Genomic DNA, 17,707 nt, shown 5'->3' with positions numbered 1-17,707 from the left:
TGCAATCATTGAACAATCATAACATTTACATATGGAATCGCCAGATTATTTTAGCATTTTTTTGAAGATTATCGGTTCTTTGGCACTTCTGATCTATGGCATGAAGGTGATGAGCGAAGCCCTACAGAAGATGGCAGGAGCGCAGTTGCGCCACATTCTCGGCGCCATGACTACCAACCGCTTCACCGGTATGCTCACAGGAACGTTCATCACCTGCGCCGTCCAGTCGTCGTCGGCAACCACCGTGATGACCGTCTCGTTTGTCAACGCGGGGCTGCTCACGCTCGCACAAGCCATCTCGGTCATCATGGGAGCCAACATAGGCACCACCCTCACGGCATGGATCATGAGCCTCGGCTTCTCCGTCAACCTCATAGACTTTGTCTTCCCGGCGTTCATCGTGGGTCTGGTTCTTATCTATACGAGGCGCCACCGCTATATAGGAGACTTCCTCTTCGGTATAGCTTTCATGTTCTTCAGCCTTGTCCTGCTCAGTCAGGCGGGCAATGAGCTCAGGCTCGACAACAATCCCGAACTTGTAGAATTCTTCAAGTCGTTCGACACAGGCAGTTATCTCACCATCATCATATTCCTCCTCATCGGCACCGCCATAACGTGCGTGGTGCAGTCGTCGGCTGCGGTCATGGCAATAACCATACTGTTGTGCTCCACCGGTGTGCTTCCCATATACCTCGGCATAGCCCTTGTGATGGGTGAGAACATCGGCACCACCATCACCGCAAACCTCGCCGCGCTCGGCGCCAACACCCAGGCGCGCCGCGCAGCGTTCGCACATCTCATGTTCAACGTGTTCGGTGTGGTGTGGGTTCTCGTGTTCTTCTATCCGTTCGTCAATATGGTCTGCTCGCTCGTAAACTACGACCCGGCTGACGGACACGCCGGAGCGCAGAAGCTGTCGATGGTGCTCGCCATGTTCCATACGGCTTTCAACGTGTGCAACACGTTCATCCTGATATGGTTCATACCGCAGATGGAAAAGGCGGTATGCAGGATTATAAAGATGAAAAGACGCGATGAGGACGAGGATTCGCGCCTGCGCTTCATCAGCAGCGGCATCATGCAGACCCCCGAGTTGTCGGTGCTTGAGGCGCGGAAGGAGATAACCCTGTTCGCCGAACGCATACAGCGAATGTTCTCAATGGTGCGCGACCTGCTCGAGACAAACAACGACGCCGACTTCGCAAAGCTCTTCGCGCGCATAGAGAAATATGAGTCCATCAGCGACAACATGGAGATTGAGATTGCCAAATATCTCGACAACGTGAGCAACGCGCACCTCAGCGACGAGACGAAAGCGAAGATACGTGTCATGCTGCGCGAGATATCGGAGATAGAAAGCATCGGTGACAGCTGCTACAACATAGCCCGCACCATCAACAGAAAGATAAAGGGAAAGGAAGACTTTACCGAAGAGCAGTATCAGCACCTGCATCAGATGTTCAGCCTTACCAACGACAGCATAGCCCAGATGAACGTTATCATCTCCGGACGGAAGGACAACCTCGACGTCAACAGGTCGTTCAACATAGAGAACGAGATAAACAACTACCGCACACAACTTAAAAGCCAGAACATAAACGACGTGAACGACCATAAGTATACGTACGCCATCGGCACCATGTATATGGACATCGTGAGCGAGTGCGAGAAGCTGGCAGACTATGTGGTGAACGTTGTCGAGGTGCACATGGGCACGCGGCAGAGAGAGGCGTGACGGTCCCGGCAGGCACGCAAGCACAATGACGGCGGCGCGGTTGGACATTCCAGCCGCGCCGCCGTGCGTCTTCCGGTGTGCGGAAAAGGCTTTCCTGTCATGAGGTCAGGCGTAAAAGCCGTGGCGCGGACAGTTTTTTGAGGTGCGGATAAGAGTATTACAGATAAATTATGTATATTTGCAGCGTTGAAAGGTTCGCGTCTCAGGCGCGATGAAAAGGGAACGGAGTGAGAGTCTCCGACAGTCCCGCTGCTGTGAGCAGCCCTTATCAGGAGCGAACAACAAGCCACTGGCAATTCACCGGGAAGGCGTTCGCGTCCGGGCTGCGAGTCAGAAGACCTGCCTTCAATGCTCATTGATGTTTCATGCGGTTTCGAGGAAGACCGCGCGAAATGCCCTTTTTCATTGTCATAAAATGAACATACTTGTGCTTTCCGCCGCGCTCGCCGCGGTATCGACAGGCGTTTGCGCGCAGACACCGTCCGACTCTCTGGACGGCGGAGTGAGGCATATCGGCGGAGTGGAGGTCACCGCCCGCCGCATAGACCGCACCGTGCGGTCGGCGCGTCCGGTGCAGACTGTCGGCGGAGACGAGCTTGAGCGCGCCGGCATATACACCCTCTCTGATGCCGTGAAACGCTTTGCCGGAGCCAATGTCAGGGACTATGGCGGCATAGGAGGCATGAAGACGGTGTCTGTGCGCAACCTCGGGGCGGGACATACTGCCGTGAGTTACGACGGTGTTACGGTGAGCAACACGCAGGCGGGACAGATTGATCTGAGCCGGTTCACGACAGACAACGTGCAGAACGTTACTCTCACGCTCGGCGAGGACGACGACGTGATGCAGCCGGCGCGCCACCGCGCCTCTGCGGCTGTGCTGTCGATAACTGGCAGGAAACCCGTTTTCGCCGACGGACGCGACTGGTCGCTGCGCACAAGAGTGCGCTCCGGAAGCTGGGGACTGCTGTCTCCGCAGCTGCGATACTGGCAGAGGCTGGGCGACAGTCTGACACTGTCGCTCGACGGTACATACATGCGTGCCGACGGACGCTATCCCTACGAGCTGCCCAACGGGGCTGAACGGCTCACCGACAAGCGTCACAACACCGACATATACTCATGGCAGGGCGAGGCTAACCTGTATGCCCTGCTGCCGCGCGGCAGCCGTCTGGACGTGAAGGCGCAGTGGTTCAGCTCGTCGCGGGGGCTGCCCGGAGCGGTCATCCTCTACAACACCAGAAAGTCGCACGAGCGCATGTGGGACGAGGAATTCTTCGTCCAGAGCGTATACGGACAGAATATAGGACGGAGAATGAAGCTCGAGGCGAGGGCAAAATACGTAAGCTCATGGAACAGATATGCCGACACCGACGTGAAATATCCTGGCGGCAGACACGTGGAGACCTACCGCCAGAACGAATACTACGCCTCTGCCACGATAGGATGGTTCCCCTTCAGGGGCTTGTCGCTGTCGCTCGCGCAGGACGCCTTTGTCAACACCCTGAGCTCAAACACGGAGAACCATGCCGCGCCACGGAGGCTGACGTCGCTCACCGCACTCACCGCGCGCTGGACGGCAGGGCGCGCCGAGATTGGCGCGGGGCTTGTGGCGACATGGGCTACGGATCATGTGGAGCACGGCGACAGACCCTCCGACCGCCGTCGGCTGTCACCGTCGGCTGCCTTCTCGCTGCGTCTGCTGAGGAACGAGGCACTCTATCTGAGGGCGATGTACAAGCACACGTTCCGCCTGCCTGCGTTCAACGACATGTATTATGCCCGCAGCGGCACCTCCACACTTGTGCCCGAGAAGGCTGAGGAGCTCAATGTGGGACTGGCATGGACGAGCCGCCCGACAGGCTGTCTCGCCTATGTGAGGCTCACAGCCGACTGTTTCCACAACAGCGTTAAGGACAAGATAGTGGCTTTCCCAACGCTCTATGTGTGGAAGATGGCAAACTTCGGCAAGGTGAGGATAAACGGACTGGACGCCACCATAGCCGCCCGCGTTGAACCGTTTGGCGGTTTTGCCGTGGAGCTGGGAGCGTCGTACATGCTTCAGGAGGCACTCGATGTGACCGACGCCTCGGCTCTCTACTACAAGAGCCAGATACCTTACACGCCCCGGCATTCGGGCAACGCGGTGCTGACGGTGCTCACTCCGTGGGCTGACATCACCTACAGCGTGCAGATGTGCGGCAGCCGCTATGCCATGCAGCAGAACACCCGGGAGTATGAGATAGACGGATATGCGGAGCACACGGTGTCGGTGAACCGCACATTCAGGTTCAGACGGTGGTCGGCTACGCTCAATGCCGCCGTGCGCAATCTGACAGACTGCCGATACGAAGTGATAAGATATTATCCCATGCCGGGACGTTCCGTGGAACTGACGGCTACCTTCGGCTTATGACCGCAGGCTCTGCGGCATGACTGAAAGAACATCAATTTCAATATATAACGACAATACAGATATAACATAAAGACAATACGGAAATGAAGAAAATGTTTAAATCGGAAATCAAGACAGCCGCGCTGTGCGTCATGGCGGCTGCTGCTATGTTAGCATCGTGTGACGACAACGACGACAGATGGTCGTGGCAGGACGAAGGTTCGAAGATTGAGCTGGCGCGGACACGCGGTTTTGTGCTCAACGAAGGGTCTTACGGAGAGAACAACGCGCACCTCGGATGCTTCAACTTCACAGACGACCGGATGTACGGCAGCACCACTACCGACATCTACGAGATACAGAACGGGCGCAAGATAGGCGACACCGGACAGGACATCATAGCCTATAAGGGCAGCCTGTACATGGCGGTGTACAACTCCAACTACGTGGTGAAGCTCAACGGAGTGGGCAAGGAGGAGGCGCGCGTGTCGTTCGCCTCTATGGAAGATTTGGGTCAGGTGCGCGGTCTGGCGGCAGGCTCGGGCTACATCTACGTCACTTCCTACGGCGGCTACGTGAGCCGTCTCGACGCCTCCACGCTCAAGTATGAAGGCTCTGTGCAGGTGGGAAAGAACCCCGAGCAGGTGACTGTGGCTGACGGTAAGGTGTATTGCGTCAACTCAGGATGGGGCTATGACAACCGCATGTCGGTGATAGACGAGAAGAGTTTCGACAAGGCTGAGCAGGTGGAGATAATGACAAACCCGCAGAGCATCGTCGCCTCGGGCGGCAAGATTGTGGTGTGCGGATACGGCTCGGCTGACTACACGCAGTGTACGAACCCCGTGCAGGTGTACGACCCGAGGACGGGCAAGCTCACCGATATAGGCAAGGGAACCCACATCGCGGGCAACGGCGGCACGCTCTATGTGGCATACACCACCACCGACTACTCCACACAGCCGTACACAGGCACCACCGAGGTGTACTCCTATAACCTCAACACCGGAGCGAAAGACACCGGAGTGCTGAAGGATATGCCCGAGGAGCTGAAGAAATCCACCGTTTACGGAATAAGCGTGAGTGGCATAACGGGCGACATATACATCTGCACCACCAACTTCGTGTGGGGAGACGGCACTGTGTATCACTTCAATGCGCAGGGCAAATATGTAGGTAAGTTCGCCTCGGGAGGGCAGAACCCGAAGAAGGTTGTGTTCCTCAACTGAGGTGGAATGAGACAGTGTGAAAGGGTAAAAAGGTAAAAAAGTAAAAAGGTAAAAGGGTAAAAAGGGTGGATGAGACAAGAGCCGGACACGTATGATAATGCTGTGTCCGGCTCTTCTTTTGCGGTTATGCAGGACGGTTCATTGCGTCAGGAGGTGTGGAAGGAGGCTTTGCGTACGACCATAGGATAATGTGGAAATGAATATTTATGCAATACTGACAGTAAAAAATATTGACAAAACAAAATCGCGAAATAGAAACGGACAGGCGGCATGTGGCTTGCCGGACGGTGCTTTCAGCCAGTTCGCGCCACCTCGGAGAACGTATTATGATGGCACGGAGCGCGTTTTCAGGTGCGGAAGAGCCTTTTCCGCACCACCGGAAAGCCCGTACGGCATCACCGGAAAGCCTGTATGACAGTGCGGAAAAGGCTCTTCCGCGACCCCGAAAAGGCTCTTTCGCATTGCCGGAAAATCTCTTCCGTCATGCTGAAAGGCACAACGCGCTGTGTGACAGTCGGTTGGCTGAAACGCTCAAAACCTGCGTATTCGCGCCCGCAGCAGCCTTCGCGCGCCACGGCGGCATTCTCGCCGTTTTGCTGTGCATATTTATTCATCACGTGAAGGGCGTCATTGCATAAATATGCAATATGCGTCATGCCGTGCGGCGGAGCATGACACGCGGTGCGGACGGTATGGAAGAGGACAACGGAAGTCTCATTAAAATTAAGAAAAAAGAATTTGCCCATGTTGGAAATAATACGTAATTTTGCAGGAATTATCCAAGAGATTGTAAACAGAATGTGAAACAGTGTGGAAGAATTTGGCTGCTTGCAACCACGGAAAAAAATGCTAAAACGGCGTGAAAGGTAATCTCGCGCCATGCGTTGTGTCTTGCAGTGAGGAGCATTTCTTGCCTCACATAAAAACAAATACAGTAAAAATGAGTTATCTCTTTTCATCAGAATCAGTATCTGAGGGACACCCCGACAAGGTGGCTGACCAGATATCTGACGCGCTGCTCGACCAGTTTCTGGCATACGACGAGCATGCGCATTGTGCCATCGAGACTTTCGTGACCACCGGACAGGTGGTAATAATGGGCGAGGTGCGCTCCGACGCCTACATAGACCTGCAGACTGTGGCGCGCAACACCATACGGAAGATAGGCTACACAAAGTCGGAATACCAGTTCGACAGTGAGTCGTGCGGCATACTGACCGCCATACATGAGCAGAGCGACGACATCAACCGGGGTGTCAGCCGTGAGCAGGACGAGGAGCAGGGAGCCGGAGACCAGGGCATGATGTTCGGCTATGCCACCAACGAGACCGACAGTTACATGCCCGTTGCGCTCGACCTCGCGCAGCTCATAATGCGCACTCTCGCCGACATCCGCAAGGAAGGCAGGGTGATGACATATCTCCGTCCCGACTCGAAAAGTCAGGTTACGGTGGAATACTCTGACGAGGGCGTGCCCCAGCGCATAGACACCATCGTCGTGTCTACGCAGCACGACCCGTTCGACACGGACGATGAGCGCATGCTCGCAACCATAGAGCACGACGTGAGGACGGTGCTCATGCCGAGGGTGAAGGCGCAGATAAAGTCGGAGAAGGTGCTCGCGCTCTTCGGCGACGACATCAAATACTACGTCAACCCCACCGGAAAGTTCGTCATAGGCGGACCTCACGGCGACACCGGACTCACCGGACGCAAGATAATAGTAGACACTTACGGCGGCAAGGGAGCGCACGGCGGAGGCGCGTTCTCGGGCAAGGACTCAAGCAAGGTGGACCGTTCGGCTGCCTATGCCGCACGCCACATCGCCAAGAACATGGTGGCTGCGGGAGTCGCCGACGAGATGCTCGTGCAGATAAGCTATGCCATCGGTGTGGCGCGTCCGGTGAGCATATATGTCAATACATACGGACGCAGTCATGTGGACATGACCGACGGTGAGATAGCCGCTGCCATCGGACGCCTCTTCGACCTCCGTCCAAAGGCGATAGAGCGTGCGCTGAAGCTCCGCCAGCCAATGTATCTGGAGACCGCCGCCTACGGTCATATGGGACGGAAGAACGAGGTGGTGGAGAAGACATTCACCAGCCACTATCATCCCACACGCACCGTGAGCGTGGAGCTCTTCACATGGGAGAAGCTCGACAAGACGGACATGATAAAGGAGGCTTTCGGTCTGAAATGACGCCTGACGCGAGGAAGGGGCATAAGACAGGATGCTCTGTGGTGAGAAAACGTTTAACAAGCATATCAATAACGCTATGACAACAGTGCAGGCAGACTCCGTGCGCCATGCGGCGGTCACGGCAGACAGTCTTGACACACACACGCACGCCAGACCGCTGACGGTAAAGGAGGTGCTCGACAGGTTGCCCGCCGGTGCCACACCGGCGCAGCAGGACTCTGCCGTAAGCGCAAACTTCGAGCCTGTGATAGTGGCTCCGAGCACACGTCCGGACACGCTCGGTCTGCCCGGATACAGCCACACGGAGAGCAGCGTGGACCTGACGCTCGACGCGCTCTGCCGGGAGTCGTACTTCACGGGCAAGCCCTGCTTCGATCCCGACCTCTATGGCGGACTGCCGGGAGTGGCTGGCGACCCCGTGCCTTACAGCGTGGGGCGCGACAATCTCATCACGGCCCTGCTTCTGGCATGCTTCGTCTTTGGCGCGATAGCCCTCTCCAAGTCGCGCGGATTCATGTCGCGGCAAGCCCGGAGGTTCTTCCGCGCCAGCCGCGACGATGCCGGCGCGCTCACGGAGACATCCTCCGAGCTGCGCTTCCAGTTCTTCCTCATGATGCAGACGTGCCTTCTGCTGTCGCTCGTCACGTTCTTCTACATACAGACCTACGTCACCGACACGTTCGTGGTAGACCAGTATGTGGTCATCGGAGCGTTCTTCGCCATATTCGTGACGTACGTCATGCTCAAGATGCTCCTGCAATGGCTGTGCGGCATAGTGTTCTTCAGCCGCCGCCGCAACGAGTCGTGGATGAAGTCGCTGCTGTTCATCATGTCCATTGAAGGGCTGTGCCTGCTGCCCGTTGTGCTGCTTCACGCCTACTTCGGGTTTTCGGTCGGCAACACGCTTTTATTGACATCGGCTGTCGTTATTTTCTCAAAAATACTGTCATTCTATAAGATTTACAACATCTTTTTCAGGCGGAGGGAAGCCATTCTGCAATTTTTTTTGTACTTTTGTGCCCTTGAAATAATGCCGGTGTTTGCTTTGCTCGGCATCCTGGGCATGGCAGGCGACTATCTGAAAGTGAATTTCTAACAAATCAAAGATGATAAAGAAGATTTTAATATCTCAACCACAACCTGCAAGCGAGAAATCTCCTTATTATGACATAGCACGGGAATTCAACGTAGAACTTGTGTTCAGACCTTTCATCAAGGTGGAGGGGTTGAGCCCGAAAGAGTTCCGGCAGCAGAAGATAAGCATCCTCGACTATACCGCAATCGTCTTTACCTCACGCCATGCGATAGACAACTTCTTCAAGCTGGCAAAGGAAATGCGTGTCGAGATACCCGAGGATATGAAGTATTTCTGTGTCACGGAGACAATCGCACTCTACATACAGAAGTATGTGCAGTACCGCAAGCGCAAGGTGTTCTTCGGCACCACGGGCAAGATAGACGACCTTCTGCCCACCATGGTGAAGCATAAGGAGGAGAGATATCTTGTCCCCATGAGCGAGGTTCATAACGATGACGTGAGGAAACTGCTTGATTCGAAGGGGCTGACACACGGCGAATGTGTGATGTACCGTACCGTGAGCAACGACTTCACGGACGAGGAGCTGGAGGCGTTCGACTACGACATGCTCGTGTTCTTCTCACCGATGGGCATCAAGTCTTTCAAGAAGAACATACCTGACGACAAGTGCGCCAACCTGCGCATAGCCACTTTCGGACCGGCTACGGCGAAGGCTGTGCAGGAGAGCGGAATGTCTCTCGACATCGAGGCGCCTACGGCGGAGCATCCTTCCATGACGAGCGCGCTGAGAGATTATCTCAAGAAAAACAAGTGACGGCAGATACCGGCAACCGGAATGATGCAGGCAGACAGGGCTTTCACACTTAAAAAGGAAGAGCGCATAACGAGCCGGACGCTCATGGAAAGGCTCTTCGGCGGAGGCGGAAGCCGTGCGATGACTTCGTTTCCGGTGAGGATGGTGTATCTGGAGGTGGAGCGCGACGGGGAGAACGCACCGCAGGCGAAGGTGCTTGTGAGCGTCTCGAAACGTCACTTCAAGCGTGCCGTGAAGCGCAACAGGGTGAAGCGGCAGCTGAGGGAGGCTTACCGGAAGAACAAGCACATCGTGCTCGACCGCATGGAGGCGCGTCCTGACAGGATGATGGCGGTTGCCCTGATATGGCTCGACAACAACCTTCATGACACGGAAGAGGTGGAGTCGCGTGTGCGCAGCCTGCTTGTCAGACTCGGTGAGAAGCTATGAACACCCTCAGACGCATACTTTCCTTCCTGTCGCATTGCCTGGCATGCGTGCTTGTGGTGCCGGTGGTGTTCTATCAGAAAATAATCAGTCCGCTTACTCCTCCATCGTGCCGGTTCACGCCTACATGCTCGGAATACGCCCGGCAGGCGTTGCTCAAGCACGGACCGGTGAAAGGTCTGTATCTCGCTGTGAGAAGACTGCTCAGGTGTCATCCGTGGGGTGGAAGCGGATACGACCCCGTCCCATAAACGGAAAAGAACCGGAGCGCACACGGAATACCATCCGCATGCGCCCCGGAAAATATATTACACACGACATTTAATCCCCAAAAAACATATATCTGATGATTAAGAACTTTGTTGAAGAACTGCGCTGGCGCGGCATGCTCGCGCAGATAATGCCGGGAACAGAGGAATTCCTGCAGAAGGAAATGGTTACGGCATATCTCGGCACCGACCCGACAGCCGACTCTTTACACATTGGTCACCTGTGCGGAATCATGATGCTGCGCCATCTGCAGCGTTGCGGACACAAGCCGATAATACTCGTCGGCGGCGCGACAGGTATGATAGGCGACCCTTCGGGTAAAAGCCAGGAGCGCAATCTGCTTGATGCCGAGACGCTCTATCACAACCAGGAGTGCATCAAGAAGCAGGTGGCGAAGTTCCTCGACTTCGACGCCGAGGGCGACAATAAGGCTGAGCTGGTGAACAACTACGACTGGATGAAGGACTTCACGTTCCTCGATTTCGCGCGTACTGTGGGCAAGCACATCACCGTAAACTACATGATGGCGAAGGAAAGCGTGCAGCAGAGGCTCAACGGAACGTCGCGCGACGGTCTGTCTTTCACCGAGTTCACTTACCAGCTGCTCCAAGGCTACGACTTCCTTTATCTGTATAAGACCAAGGGATGCAGACTCCAGCTCGGTGGAAACGACCAGTGGGGCAACATGACAACGGGTACTGAGCTCATCAGACGTACTCTGGGCAACGAGGCTGAGGCTTTCGCGCTCACGTGTCCGCTCATCACCAAGGCTGACGGAAAGAAGTTCGGAAAGACCGAGAGCGGCAATGTGTGGCTCGACCGGAACCGTACCACGCCTTACGCTTTCTATCAGTTCTGGCTCAATGTGAGCGATGACGACGCCGAAAGATATATAAAGATCTTCACAAGTCTGGACAAGGAGACCATCGACTCGCTCGTGGAGCAGCACAAGGCAGACCCGGGTCAGCGCGTGCTTCAGAAGCGTCTTGCCGACGAGATAACCGTTATGGTGCACTCGGAGGAAGATCTCGAGATGGCGAAAGAGGCTTCGGGCATCCTCTTCGGAAAGGGAACGAAGGAGACGCTGCAGAAGATTGACGAGGCTACATTGCTCAACATATTCGAGGGAGTGCCTCATTTCGACATGCCGAAGGACAAGCTCGGACAGCCGGCTGTGGACCTCTTCACAAGCGACGAAGCCAAAGTGTTCGCAAGCAAGGGTGAGATGCGTAAGCTCGTTCAGGGCGGAGGAGTGTCGCTCAACAAGGAAAAGCTGGCGGCGTTCGACCGTGTCGTGACTGCCGAAGACCTCATAGACGGTAAGTATCTGCTCGTGCAGCGCGGAAAGAAGAACTATTATCTCATCACTGTGAAGTGATTTCCCGCCCGGCGCAAGACGCATAATCCGCAATGAGAAGGTGCGTATGACGTCATGCTACTGCAAACGCATATATATAATAAGGTGTATACGTTAACGCAATATGGCGGATATGCAGGCATGAAATGGTTGATATACCGTTACTGAAAGATTGACTTTGTGCCACTGAAAGATTTATTTTCTGACACTGAAAGGTGATACTTTCATCATCGTTAAATAGAAAGAGCCGCTCCGAAGCGGCTCTTTCGCTGTATAATAATACGTGTGTTCCGAATTTCTACTGCCCCGTGTTCCGGTGTGGTAAGCGTCTATGCCGGTGCGAAAAAAAGCGTACGGTTTGATGACTGTACGCTTTCCGTGTTGTCCCAGGCGGACTCGAACCACCACTGACAGAACCAAAAACTGTAGTGCTACCATTACACCATAGGACAAATACGGTTGCAAAGATAGTTGTTTTCCGTGCTATCACCAAATTTTTCGCGCCATTTTTTCATTCCGGACGGGCTTTATGGTGGTGTGGAAAAGGCTGTCATACAGTGGCGTAGACATGGCATAATGATATGAAACAGGCTTTTTCTCTTTATGAAACGTAATTTTATAAATATTTTTAATGAAAATTCAACGTTATTTGAGGAATAATTTCTATTTTTGCAGCATACCGAATTGATGCGCATCAGAGTGCAAGTTTATATCAGACAGCTTACAAACTAAAACTTAAACTAAGAATGGGAGGAAACCGTATAGATAACACCGACAATAATACGGTGCTTATAATGGCAGTTCTATTGGGTGATTTGCTGATATTGAATCTTCTTTATTATGCATTTCTTTTGAATTTCGGATGTGAGGGGGGAATGGCTTCTGCGCGCCAGACCATGCTTATGGCATCGGTGGTATATCTGCTCTGCACTTCCAACAACGGTGTGGTGCTCTATAAAAAGCATGCCACGCGCTTTAAGATAGCTGTGCGTGTGATACGCAATATTTTTTATTATGCCGTGCTCAGCTGGCTTATACTCTGGTTCGGAGACTACAGTTGCCTGTCTTTTCCTGTGTTTATGCTGTTCTGGCTTTCGTCCGCCTTGCTTATAATATTATACAGGTTTGCGGTCAGAAAAGCCGTTGTGTGGTACCGCTCGGGGACAAAGCACATACGCAAGGTTGCCTTTGTGGGCAGCTATGACAATATTGTAGCCCTTTACAACGAGATGGTGTCGTCGCCATACAAAGGCTATGAGATAGCCGGATATTTTGACGACGAGCCTAATGACAGGTTTCCCGAAGAGTGCAAGTATATAGGAAAGCCGTCGTCGGTGACCGATTATCTGAGGCAGAACAGCGACATACAGGAGGTGTATTGCTGTCTTCCGTCGGTGCGCAAAAACGAGATTCTGCCGATCATCAATTATTGTATAAGGCATCTGGTGCATTTCTACAGCGTGCCTAACGTGACCAACTATCTGCACCACCGCATGTTTTTCAACATGTTCGGGAGTGTGCCTTATCTCAGTCTTTACCGCGAACCGCTTAGCAAGGTGGGCAACCGTATGGTGAAAAGGCTGTTCGACGTGTGTTTCTCTCTGGTGTTTCTGGTGACCCTTTTTCCCATAATACTCATTGTGGTGAGCATAATCACCAAGCTCACAATGCCCGGTCCGATTTTCTTCAAGCAGTTGCGCAGCGGCATAAACGGCAAGGAATTCTATTGCCTTAAGTTCAGAAGCATGAAGGTGAACGACCAGGCTGACACGCTCCAGGCAACGAAGGACGACCCGAGAAAGACCAAGTGGGGCAACATAATGCGCAAGACCAACATCGACGAGTTCCCCCAGTTCATCAACGTATTGCTCGGACAGATGAGCGTTGTGGGTCCCCGCCCGCACATGGTGAAGCAGACCGAGGACTACTCAAAGGTGATAAACGAGTACATGGTGCGCCATTACATGAAGCCGGGCATCACCGGCTGGAGTCAGGTGACGGGCTACCGGGGTGAGACAAAAGAGCTTTCGCAGATGGAGAAGCGTGTCGATCATGACATATGGTATATGGAACACTGGAGCTTCTCGCTCGATCTCTACATTATATATAAGACCGTCGCCAACATATTTACGGGCGACAAGAACGCTTATTAGAAGCATCCTGCAAGTTGTGTGAGTAAAAGAACAAGACAGAGACAGGTCTGACGGAGTTGTTCCGCAGCCTGTCTCTGTCGTCTTTACCGGTGTCCCTGCGAGGTGGAAAAGCCTTTTCCGCCATGCGGCATGCACCGTTATGCGTAGGGTTCCGCACCGTTATGCATAAGCCTTTTTGCTTTTATGCGTAAGCTTCCGCATCTTTATGCGTAAGCAGATGCACTGTTATACATAAGTCTCGAGGAACTTCAGCGTGCCGTCAACCTTCAGTTCCTTTGTCGTTGCGGGCACGAGTATGCTCTCGCCAGCCTTGAGTGAGGTCACGTTGCCCTCGTTGTCGGTTATCGTAGCCTCACCTTTGAGTCCGATGAGTATGACGAAACTGTCGAGCTCGGAGTAGTCGATGGTCATCGGTTCGTCCAGATCGTAGACGGCGGTGCAGAAATACGGGCACTTCACAAGCGACACTCCCATGTTCTTAGTGGGCAGATAGTTGGTGCGATAGTTGTCCTCCACGTTATAGTTGATGCACTCGGCAGCCTGCTTTGTGTGCAGTTCGCGGTAGTTGCCGTTCTTGTCCTTGCGCTTGAAGTCGTATATGCGGTAGGTCACATCGCTTGTCTGCTGAATCTCGGCGAGGAAACATCCTGTGCCGATGGCGTGTATTCTGCCAGCCGGAAGGAAGAAGCAGTCGCCCTCCTTCACGTCGTATCTGGCAATCGCGTCTACTATAGTGTCGTTCTCAACCATAGCCGCATACTCCTCCGGAGTGATTTTCTTTTTCAGTCCGCACAGCAGAGTGGCGTCCTTGTCAGAGTCCATCAGATACCACATTTCGGTCTTTCCGCGTTCCTTTCCCTGTTTTTTTGCAATCTCGTCCGTAGGATGCACCTGAATGGAAAGGTCCTGACGCGCGTCAATGAACTTGATGAGCAGCGGGAACTCGTTGCCGAACCGCTTGTAGTTCTCTTTCCCCACGAGCTCGTCTTTCATCAGTTCCACAACCTCGTTGAGGCTCTTTCCCTCAAGCTCGCCTTCGCTTACGGTTGTCTCGTTGCCCTTCACTCCAGAAATCTCCCAGCTTTCTCCCACGTTCTCCTGTGTAATGTCGAGATGCTTGAAAGGGATGATTTTGTCGCCGCCCCATATTGTTGACTTGAGCAGCGGGTTGAATTTTAATGGTTTCATGATGCGTTTGTTTTTACAGTTATTTATATTTGAGAGCTATATATCCGTTGTTGTATGCCATATGATGTAAGTGACAGTATGCGCCCTTGGGGCGTCCTTGTCAGTTGTCTTTCCAGAACGCCGATGTGAAAATCACGAGAACGGAGAATATCTCGAGACGTCCCACGAGCATGAGCAGCGTGCATATCCACTTGACATTGTCGGGGAGAGAGCTCCACGACATTGTGGGACCGATGTCGGAACCGAGAGCCGGTCCCACGTTACCAAGGCTGCTGAGCGTCACGGTGACCGCGTTTGTCGACTCGATGCCCTGCACTATGAAGATGAACGAGCACACCAGAATCAGTATGAGGTCCACCGTGAGAAAGGCGAGCAGCGTCACCCTTTTGTTGTTTGGCACGTTGGTGCTGTCTATCTTTAGCGGAAGCACGGCGTTGGGATGCAGTATCTGTCGGAACTCATTCCTCACTATCCTCAGCAGCATCACACCTCTCACGCATTTCAGACCGCCGCTTGTCGAGCCCGAGCATGCCCCGATGAACATGCAGAAGGACAGAACCACCCATGTGACGTGCGGCCACAGTCCGGCGTCGTCGCTGAAGAAGCCTGTAGTTGTGATGAACGCCGTGACCTGGAAGAGGCTGCTTCTCAGCGCGTGCTCCACATCATAGCCGTTGTGCACCACCAGTTCACAGGCGATGAAGAGCGAGAACGCCGCCACGAGAATGAAGTAAAGCCTGAACTCGGAGTTCATGAACAGCTCCCTGAACCTCAGTTTCGCCATTGTGAAATAGAGCAGGGTGAAGTTTGTTCCCGACAGGAAACAGAACAGGATGGCACTGTATTCTATTCCCGGACTCTGAAAGTGGGCTATGCTGGCGTTGTGTGTGGCGAATCCGCCCGTGCCTGTTGTCGACATGGAATAGTTTATGGCGTCAAACCAGTCCATGCCGAAGAACATATAGCTCAGTGCGCATGCCAGTGTGAGAATGATGTAAACGCTTCCTATCCATTTCGAGTTTGTGGATATCTTAGGGTGCAGTTTCATCTTGATGGGACCCGTAGACTCCGCCGCGAAAATCTTCACCGAGCCTCCGATGAGCGACGGCAGCAGCGCGATGGTGAAGAACACGATGCCCAGACCGCCTATCCAGTGGGTGAGCGACCTCCAGAAGAGTATGGCGTGCGGCAGACATTCCACGTCGTCTATTATCGTAGCGCCGGTGGTGGTGAATCCCGACATTGTCTCGAAGTATGCGTCGGTGAAGCTCTTTATGTATCCTCCCGTGACGAACGGCAGTGTTCCGAAAAGGCTGAAGAGCACCCATGCCAGCGACACCACCAGATAGGCGTCGCGCCGCGAGAGCATGTTACCGCTGTTGCGCCCCATGTATCTCAGCACCGCCCCGCACGCCGCGGTTATCCCCACGGCATAGAGGAAGGCATACATGTCGTCCTCTCCGTATGCCATAGCCATTATGAGACATACCGACATGAGCGCAGCCTCGATGAAAAGGAGTGAGCCTATGATCTTGTAAATGACTTTCAGGTTGATCATATGAACAGTTTTTCTATTTTCTTCATGTTCATGTCGTGGCAGAAAACCACCACTGAGTCGCCCGCGTTTATGCGTGTGTTACCCGACACGAGCATCCCCTTGCCGTCTCTTACGAGTCCTCCGATGGTCATTCCTTTGGGCAGTCCGAGGTCCTTCACCTCCTTCTGCGTTATGCGCGAGCCCTCTTTCGGTATGAACTCCGCCACGTCGGCGTTGGCAGCCATGAGGAATCTGACGTTGCACACGTTGGCGTCGAGCATCATCTGATAGATGTGGCTGGCTGCTATCGCCTTCTTGTTGATGATGGTGCCGATGTCGAGGCTCTCCGCCATACTTATGTAGTCGATGTTCTCCACCATAGCCACGGTCTTGCGCACTCCCAGTCTTTTAGCCGTGAGACAGGCAAGGATGTTTGTCTCCGCGTTGCCCGTGAGCGCCACGAAAGCCTGAGTGTTCCTTATGCCTTCCTCCGTGAGCAGCGCGATGTCGCGTCCGTCGCCGTTTATCACGAGCGCCTTGTCGTTGTCAAGCAGATTGTTGAGCTGCTCGCATCGTTCCTCGTCGGTCTCTATTATTTTCGCGTCCATGTAGTAGGGCATCGTGTTCACCGCCCTCACTGCGGTAGCCCCGCCTCCCATTATCATCACGTTCTTCACGTCGGCATAATGTTCCTTGCCCACAATCTGCCGGATGTAGGGAATGTATTGGCGCGTTGTCATGAAGTAAGCCATGTCGTTCAGCTGTAGCGAGTCGTTACCTCCCGGTATGATGGTATCGTTCATCCGTTTTATCGCCACGACGTGGTAAGGGTCGTCCGGACCGCAAAGAGTGCGCAGAGGCTGGTTGAGTATCTCGCAGCTTTCCCTCAGTTTGATGCCCATCATGACGAGCGCGCCGTCGTGCACGTCCCACCGCTGTCTCACCCACGACATCTTCAGACCGGTGTTTATGTCGTTTGCGGCGAGCATTTCCGGGTATATCAGCGAGCTTATTCCTATTTTCCTGAAAAACTCCTGAGCCTCCTGCTCCATGTATTCGGCATTGTCTATCTTCGCCACAGTCTTCTTTGCGCCCAGCGCCTTGGCAAGTATGCATGCCGTGATGTTGGTGTTCTCGTCGGGCGTCACGGCAATGAAGAGGTCGGTGTGGTCGGCTCCCGCCTCCTTGAGACCCTTCACGCTGGTTGGCGAGGAGTTGATGGTGAGAATGTCGAGGTCGGCTTCTCCCCGTTCGAGCCGTTCCTCGCTGTCGTCCATGAGAATGATGTTTTCGTGCTCGCGCGCGAACAGGCGAGCCAGATGAGTGCCTATGGCATAGGCTCCGGCTATTATTATTTTCAT

Annotated in this window: 14 protein-coding genes, 1 tRNA gene and 1 riboswitch; of the genes, 10 read left to right on the top strand and 5 right to left on the bottom strand. The window is 53.8% G+C overall.

The annotated features are described in order from the left end of the window. The first annotated feature begins 31 nt into the window (after positions 1 to 31). From BN4609_RS11020 to BN4609_RS11010, 3 genes are all read left to right on the top strand, one after another. Positions 32 to 1,735, top strand: coding sequence for a Na/Pi cotransporter family protein (locus tag BN4609_RS11020; RefSeq protein ID WP_068856718.1), 1,704 nt, complete (start codon positions 32 to 34; stop codon positions 1,733 to 1,735). Between the two features lie 173 nt (positions 1,736 to 1,908). Further along, positions 1,909 to 2,096, top strand: a riboswitch (cobalamin riboswitch). A gap of 54 nt (positions 2,097 to 2,150) precedes the next feature. Beyond that, a complete protein-coding gene (locus tag BN4609_RS11015; protein ID WP_068856717.1) occupies positions 2,151 to 4,151 on the top strand; it encodes a TonB-dependent receptor plug domain-containing protein in 2,001 nt (666 codons plus the stop codon). An 83-nt stretch (positions 4,152 to 4,234) separates the two neighbouring features. After that, a complete protein-coding gene (locus tag BN4609_RS11010; protein ID WP_084791546.1) occupies positions 4,235 to 5,359 on the top strand; it encodes a YncE family protein in 1,125 nt (374 codons plus the stop codon). A 395-nt stretch (positions 5,360 to 5,754) separates the two neighbouring features. On the opposite strand, the gene BN4609_RS16600 is transcribed toward BN4609_RS11010, so the two are convergent. Next, entirely contained in the window at positions 5,755 to 6,318 is a 564-nt protein-coding gene (locus BN4609_RS16600) for a hypothetical protein (protein ID WP_164071655.1), read from the bottom strand. Here BN4609_RS16600 and metK point away from each other — a divergent pair. From metK to tyrS, 6 genes are all read left to right on the top strand, one after another. Then, positions 6,300 to 7,562 carry a methionine adenosyltransferase gene (metK, locus tag BN4609_RS11000; RefSeq protein ID WP_068856715.1) on the top strand — a complete coding sequence of 421 codons (1,263 nt, stop codon included), beginning with the start codon at positions 6,300 to 6,302 and terminating at the stop codon, positions 7,560 to 7,562. The genes BN4609_RS16600 and metK overlap by 19 nt on opposite strands. Positions 7,563 to 7,638: 76 nt before the next feature. Continuing rightward, positions 7,639 to 8,658 carry a DUF4271 domain-containing protein gene (locus BN4609_RS10995; protein ID WP_068856714.1) on the top strand — a complete coding sequence of 340 codons (1,020 nt, stop codon included), beginning with the start codon at positions 7,639 to 7,641 and terminating at the stop codon, positions 8,656 to 8,658. A 10-nt stretch (positions 8,659 to 8,668) separates the two neighbouring features. Further along, positions 8,669 to 9,415 (top strand): uroporphyrinogen-III synthase, encoded by a 747-nt coding sequence (locus tag BN4609_RS10990; RefSeq protein WP_068856713.1) that lies wholly within the window; start codon positions 8,669 to 8,671, stop codon positions 9,413 to 9,415. Positions 9,416 to 9,439: 24 nt separating this feature from the next. After that, positions 9,440 to 9,844 (top strand): ribonuclease P protein component, encoded by a 405-nt coding sequence (gene rnpA, locus BN4609_RS10985; protein ID WP_068856965.1) that lies wholly within the window; start codon positions 9,440 to 9,442, stop codon positions 9,842 to 9,844. Further along, complete coding sequence (yidD, locus tag BN4609_RS10980; RefSeq protein WP_021994087.1) at positions 9,841 to 10,092, top strand: membrane protein insertion efficiency factor YidD; 252 nt, start codon at positions 9,841 to 9,843, stop codon at positions 10,090 to 10,092. Before rnpA ends, yidD begins: the two co-directional genes overlap by 4 nt. Positions 10,093 to 10,187: 95 nt before the next feature. Beyond that, positions 10,188 to 11,489: a tyrosine--tRNA ligase gene (gene tyrS, locus BN4609_RS10975; protein ID WP_068856712.1), complete on the top strand. Its 1,302-nt coding sequence runs from the start codon at positions 10,188 to 10,190 to the stop codon at positions 11,487 to 11,489. 360 nt (positions 11,490 to 11,849) lie between these two features. Here tyrS and BN4609_RS10970 read toward each other — a convergent pair. Then, positions 11,850 to 11,920, bottom strand: a tRNA-Gln gene (locus BN4609_RS10970). A gap of 294 nt (positions 11,921 to 12,214) precedes the next feature. On the opposite strand from BN4609_RS10970, the gene BN4609_RS10965 reads away from it, so the two are divergent. Further along, positions 12,215 to 13,621: an undecaprenyl-phosphate glucose phosphotransferase gene (locus BN4609_RS10965; protein ID WP_068856711.1), complete on the top strand. Its 1,407-nt coding sequence runs from the start codon at positions 12,215 to 12,217 to the stop codon at positions 13,619 to 13,621. A gap of 225 nt (positions 13,622 to 13,846) precedes the next feature. Here the strand turns inward: BN4609_RS10965 and BN4609_RS10960 are convergent, their stop codons facing one another. From BN4609_RS10960 to trkA, 3 genes are all read right to left on the bottom strand, one after another. Next, a complete protein-coding gene (locus BN4609_RS10960; protein WP_021994084.1) occupies positions 13,847 to 14,809 on the bottom strand; it encodes a type I phosphomannose isomerase catalytic subunit in 963 nt (320 codons plus the stop codon). Positions 14,810 to 14,909: 100 nt separating this feature from the next. Continuing rightward, positions 14,910 to 16,367 carry a TrkH family potassium uptake protein gene (locus tag BN4609_RS10955; RefSeq protein ID WP_068856710.1) on the bottom strand — a complete coding sequence of 486 codons (1,458 nt, stop codon included), beginning with the start codon at positions 16,365 to 16,367 and terminating at the stop codon, positions 14,910 to 14,912. Further along, positions 16,364 to 17,707: a Trk system potassium transporter TrkA gene (gene trkA, locus BN4609_RS10950; protein WP_068856709.1), complete on the bottom strand. Its 1,344-nt coding sequence runs from the start codon at positions 17,705 to 17,707 to the stop codon at positions 16,364 to 16,366. The genes BN4609_RS10955 and trkA overlap by 4 nt, the downstream gene beginning before the upstream one ends.

The sequence above is a fragment of the Leyella lascolaii genome (assembly GCF_900079775.1).
GTDB lineage: Bacteria > Bacteroidota > Bacteroidia > Bacteroidales > Bacteroidaceae > Prevotella > Prevotella lascolaii.
The sequence above is the reverse complement of the archived record's forward strand: the minus strand, read 5'-3'. Positions and strand labels throughout refer to the sequence as shown.

Excerpts from the sequence above, each read along its gene's own strand:
- BN4609_RS16600 (WP_164071655.1), bottom strand. The coding sequence starts at position 6,318 with ATGAAAAGAGATAACTCATTTTTACTGTATTTGTTTTTATGTGAGGCA.
- BN4609_RS11020 (WP_068856718.1), top strand. The coding sequence starts at position 32 with ATGGAATCGCCAGATTATTTTAGCATTTTTTTGAAGATTATCGGTTCT.
- BN4609_RS10960 (WP_021994084.1), bottom strand. The coding sequence starts at position 14,809 with ATGAAACCATTAAAATTCAACCCGCTGCTCAAGTCAACAATATGGGGC.
- BN4609_RS10965 (WP_068856711.1), top strand. The coding sequence starts at position 12,215 with ATGGGAGGAAACCGTATAGATAACACCGACAATAATACGGTGCTTATA.
- yidD (WP_021994087.1), top strand. The coding sequence starts at position 9,841 with ATGAACACCCTCAGACGCATACTTTCCTTCCTGTCGCATTGCCTGGCA.
- metK (WP_068856715.1), top strand. The coding sequence starts at position 6,300 with ATGAGTTATCTCTTTTCATCAGAATCAGTATCTGAGGGACACCCCGAC.
- tyrS (WP_068856712.1), top strand. The coding sequence starts at position 10,188 with ATGATTAAGAACTTTGTTGAAGAACTGCGCTGGCGCGGCATGCTCGCG.
- trkA (WP_068856709.1), bottom strand. The coding sequence starts at position 17,707 with ATGAAAATAATAATAGCCGGAGCCTATGCCATAGGCACTCATCTGGCT.
- BN4609_RS11015 (WP_068856717.1), top strand. The coding sequence starts at position 2,151 with ATGAACATACTTGTGCTTTCCGCCGCGCTCGCCGCGGTATCGACAGGC.
- BN4609_RS11010 (WP_084791546.1), top strand. The coding sequence starts at position 4,235 with ATGAAGAAAATGTTTAAATCGGAAATCAAGACAGCCGCGCTGTGCGTC.
- BN4609_RS10995 (WP_068856714.1), top strand. The coding sequence starts at position 7,639 with ATGACAACAGTGCAGGCAGACTCCGTGCGCCATGCGGCGGTCACGGCA.
- rnpA (WP_068856965.1), top strand. The coding sequence starts at position 9,440 with ATGCAGGCAGACAGGGCTTTCACACTTAAAAAGGAAGAGCGCATAACG.
- BN4609_RS10990 (WP_068856713.1), top strand. The coding sequence starts at position 8,669 with ATGATAAAGAAGATTTTAATATCTCAACCACAACCTGCAAGCGAGAAA.
- BN4609_RS10955 (WP_068856710.1), bottom strand. The coding sequence starts at position 16,367 with ATGATCAACCTGAAAGTCATTTACAAGATCATAGGCTCACTCCTTTTC.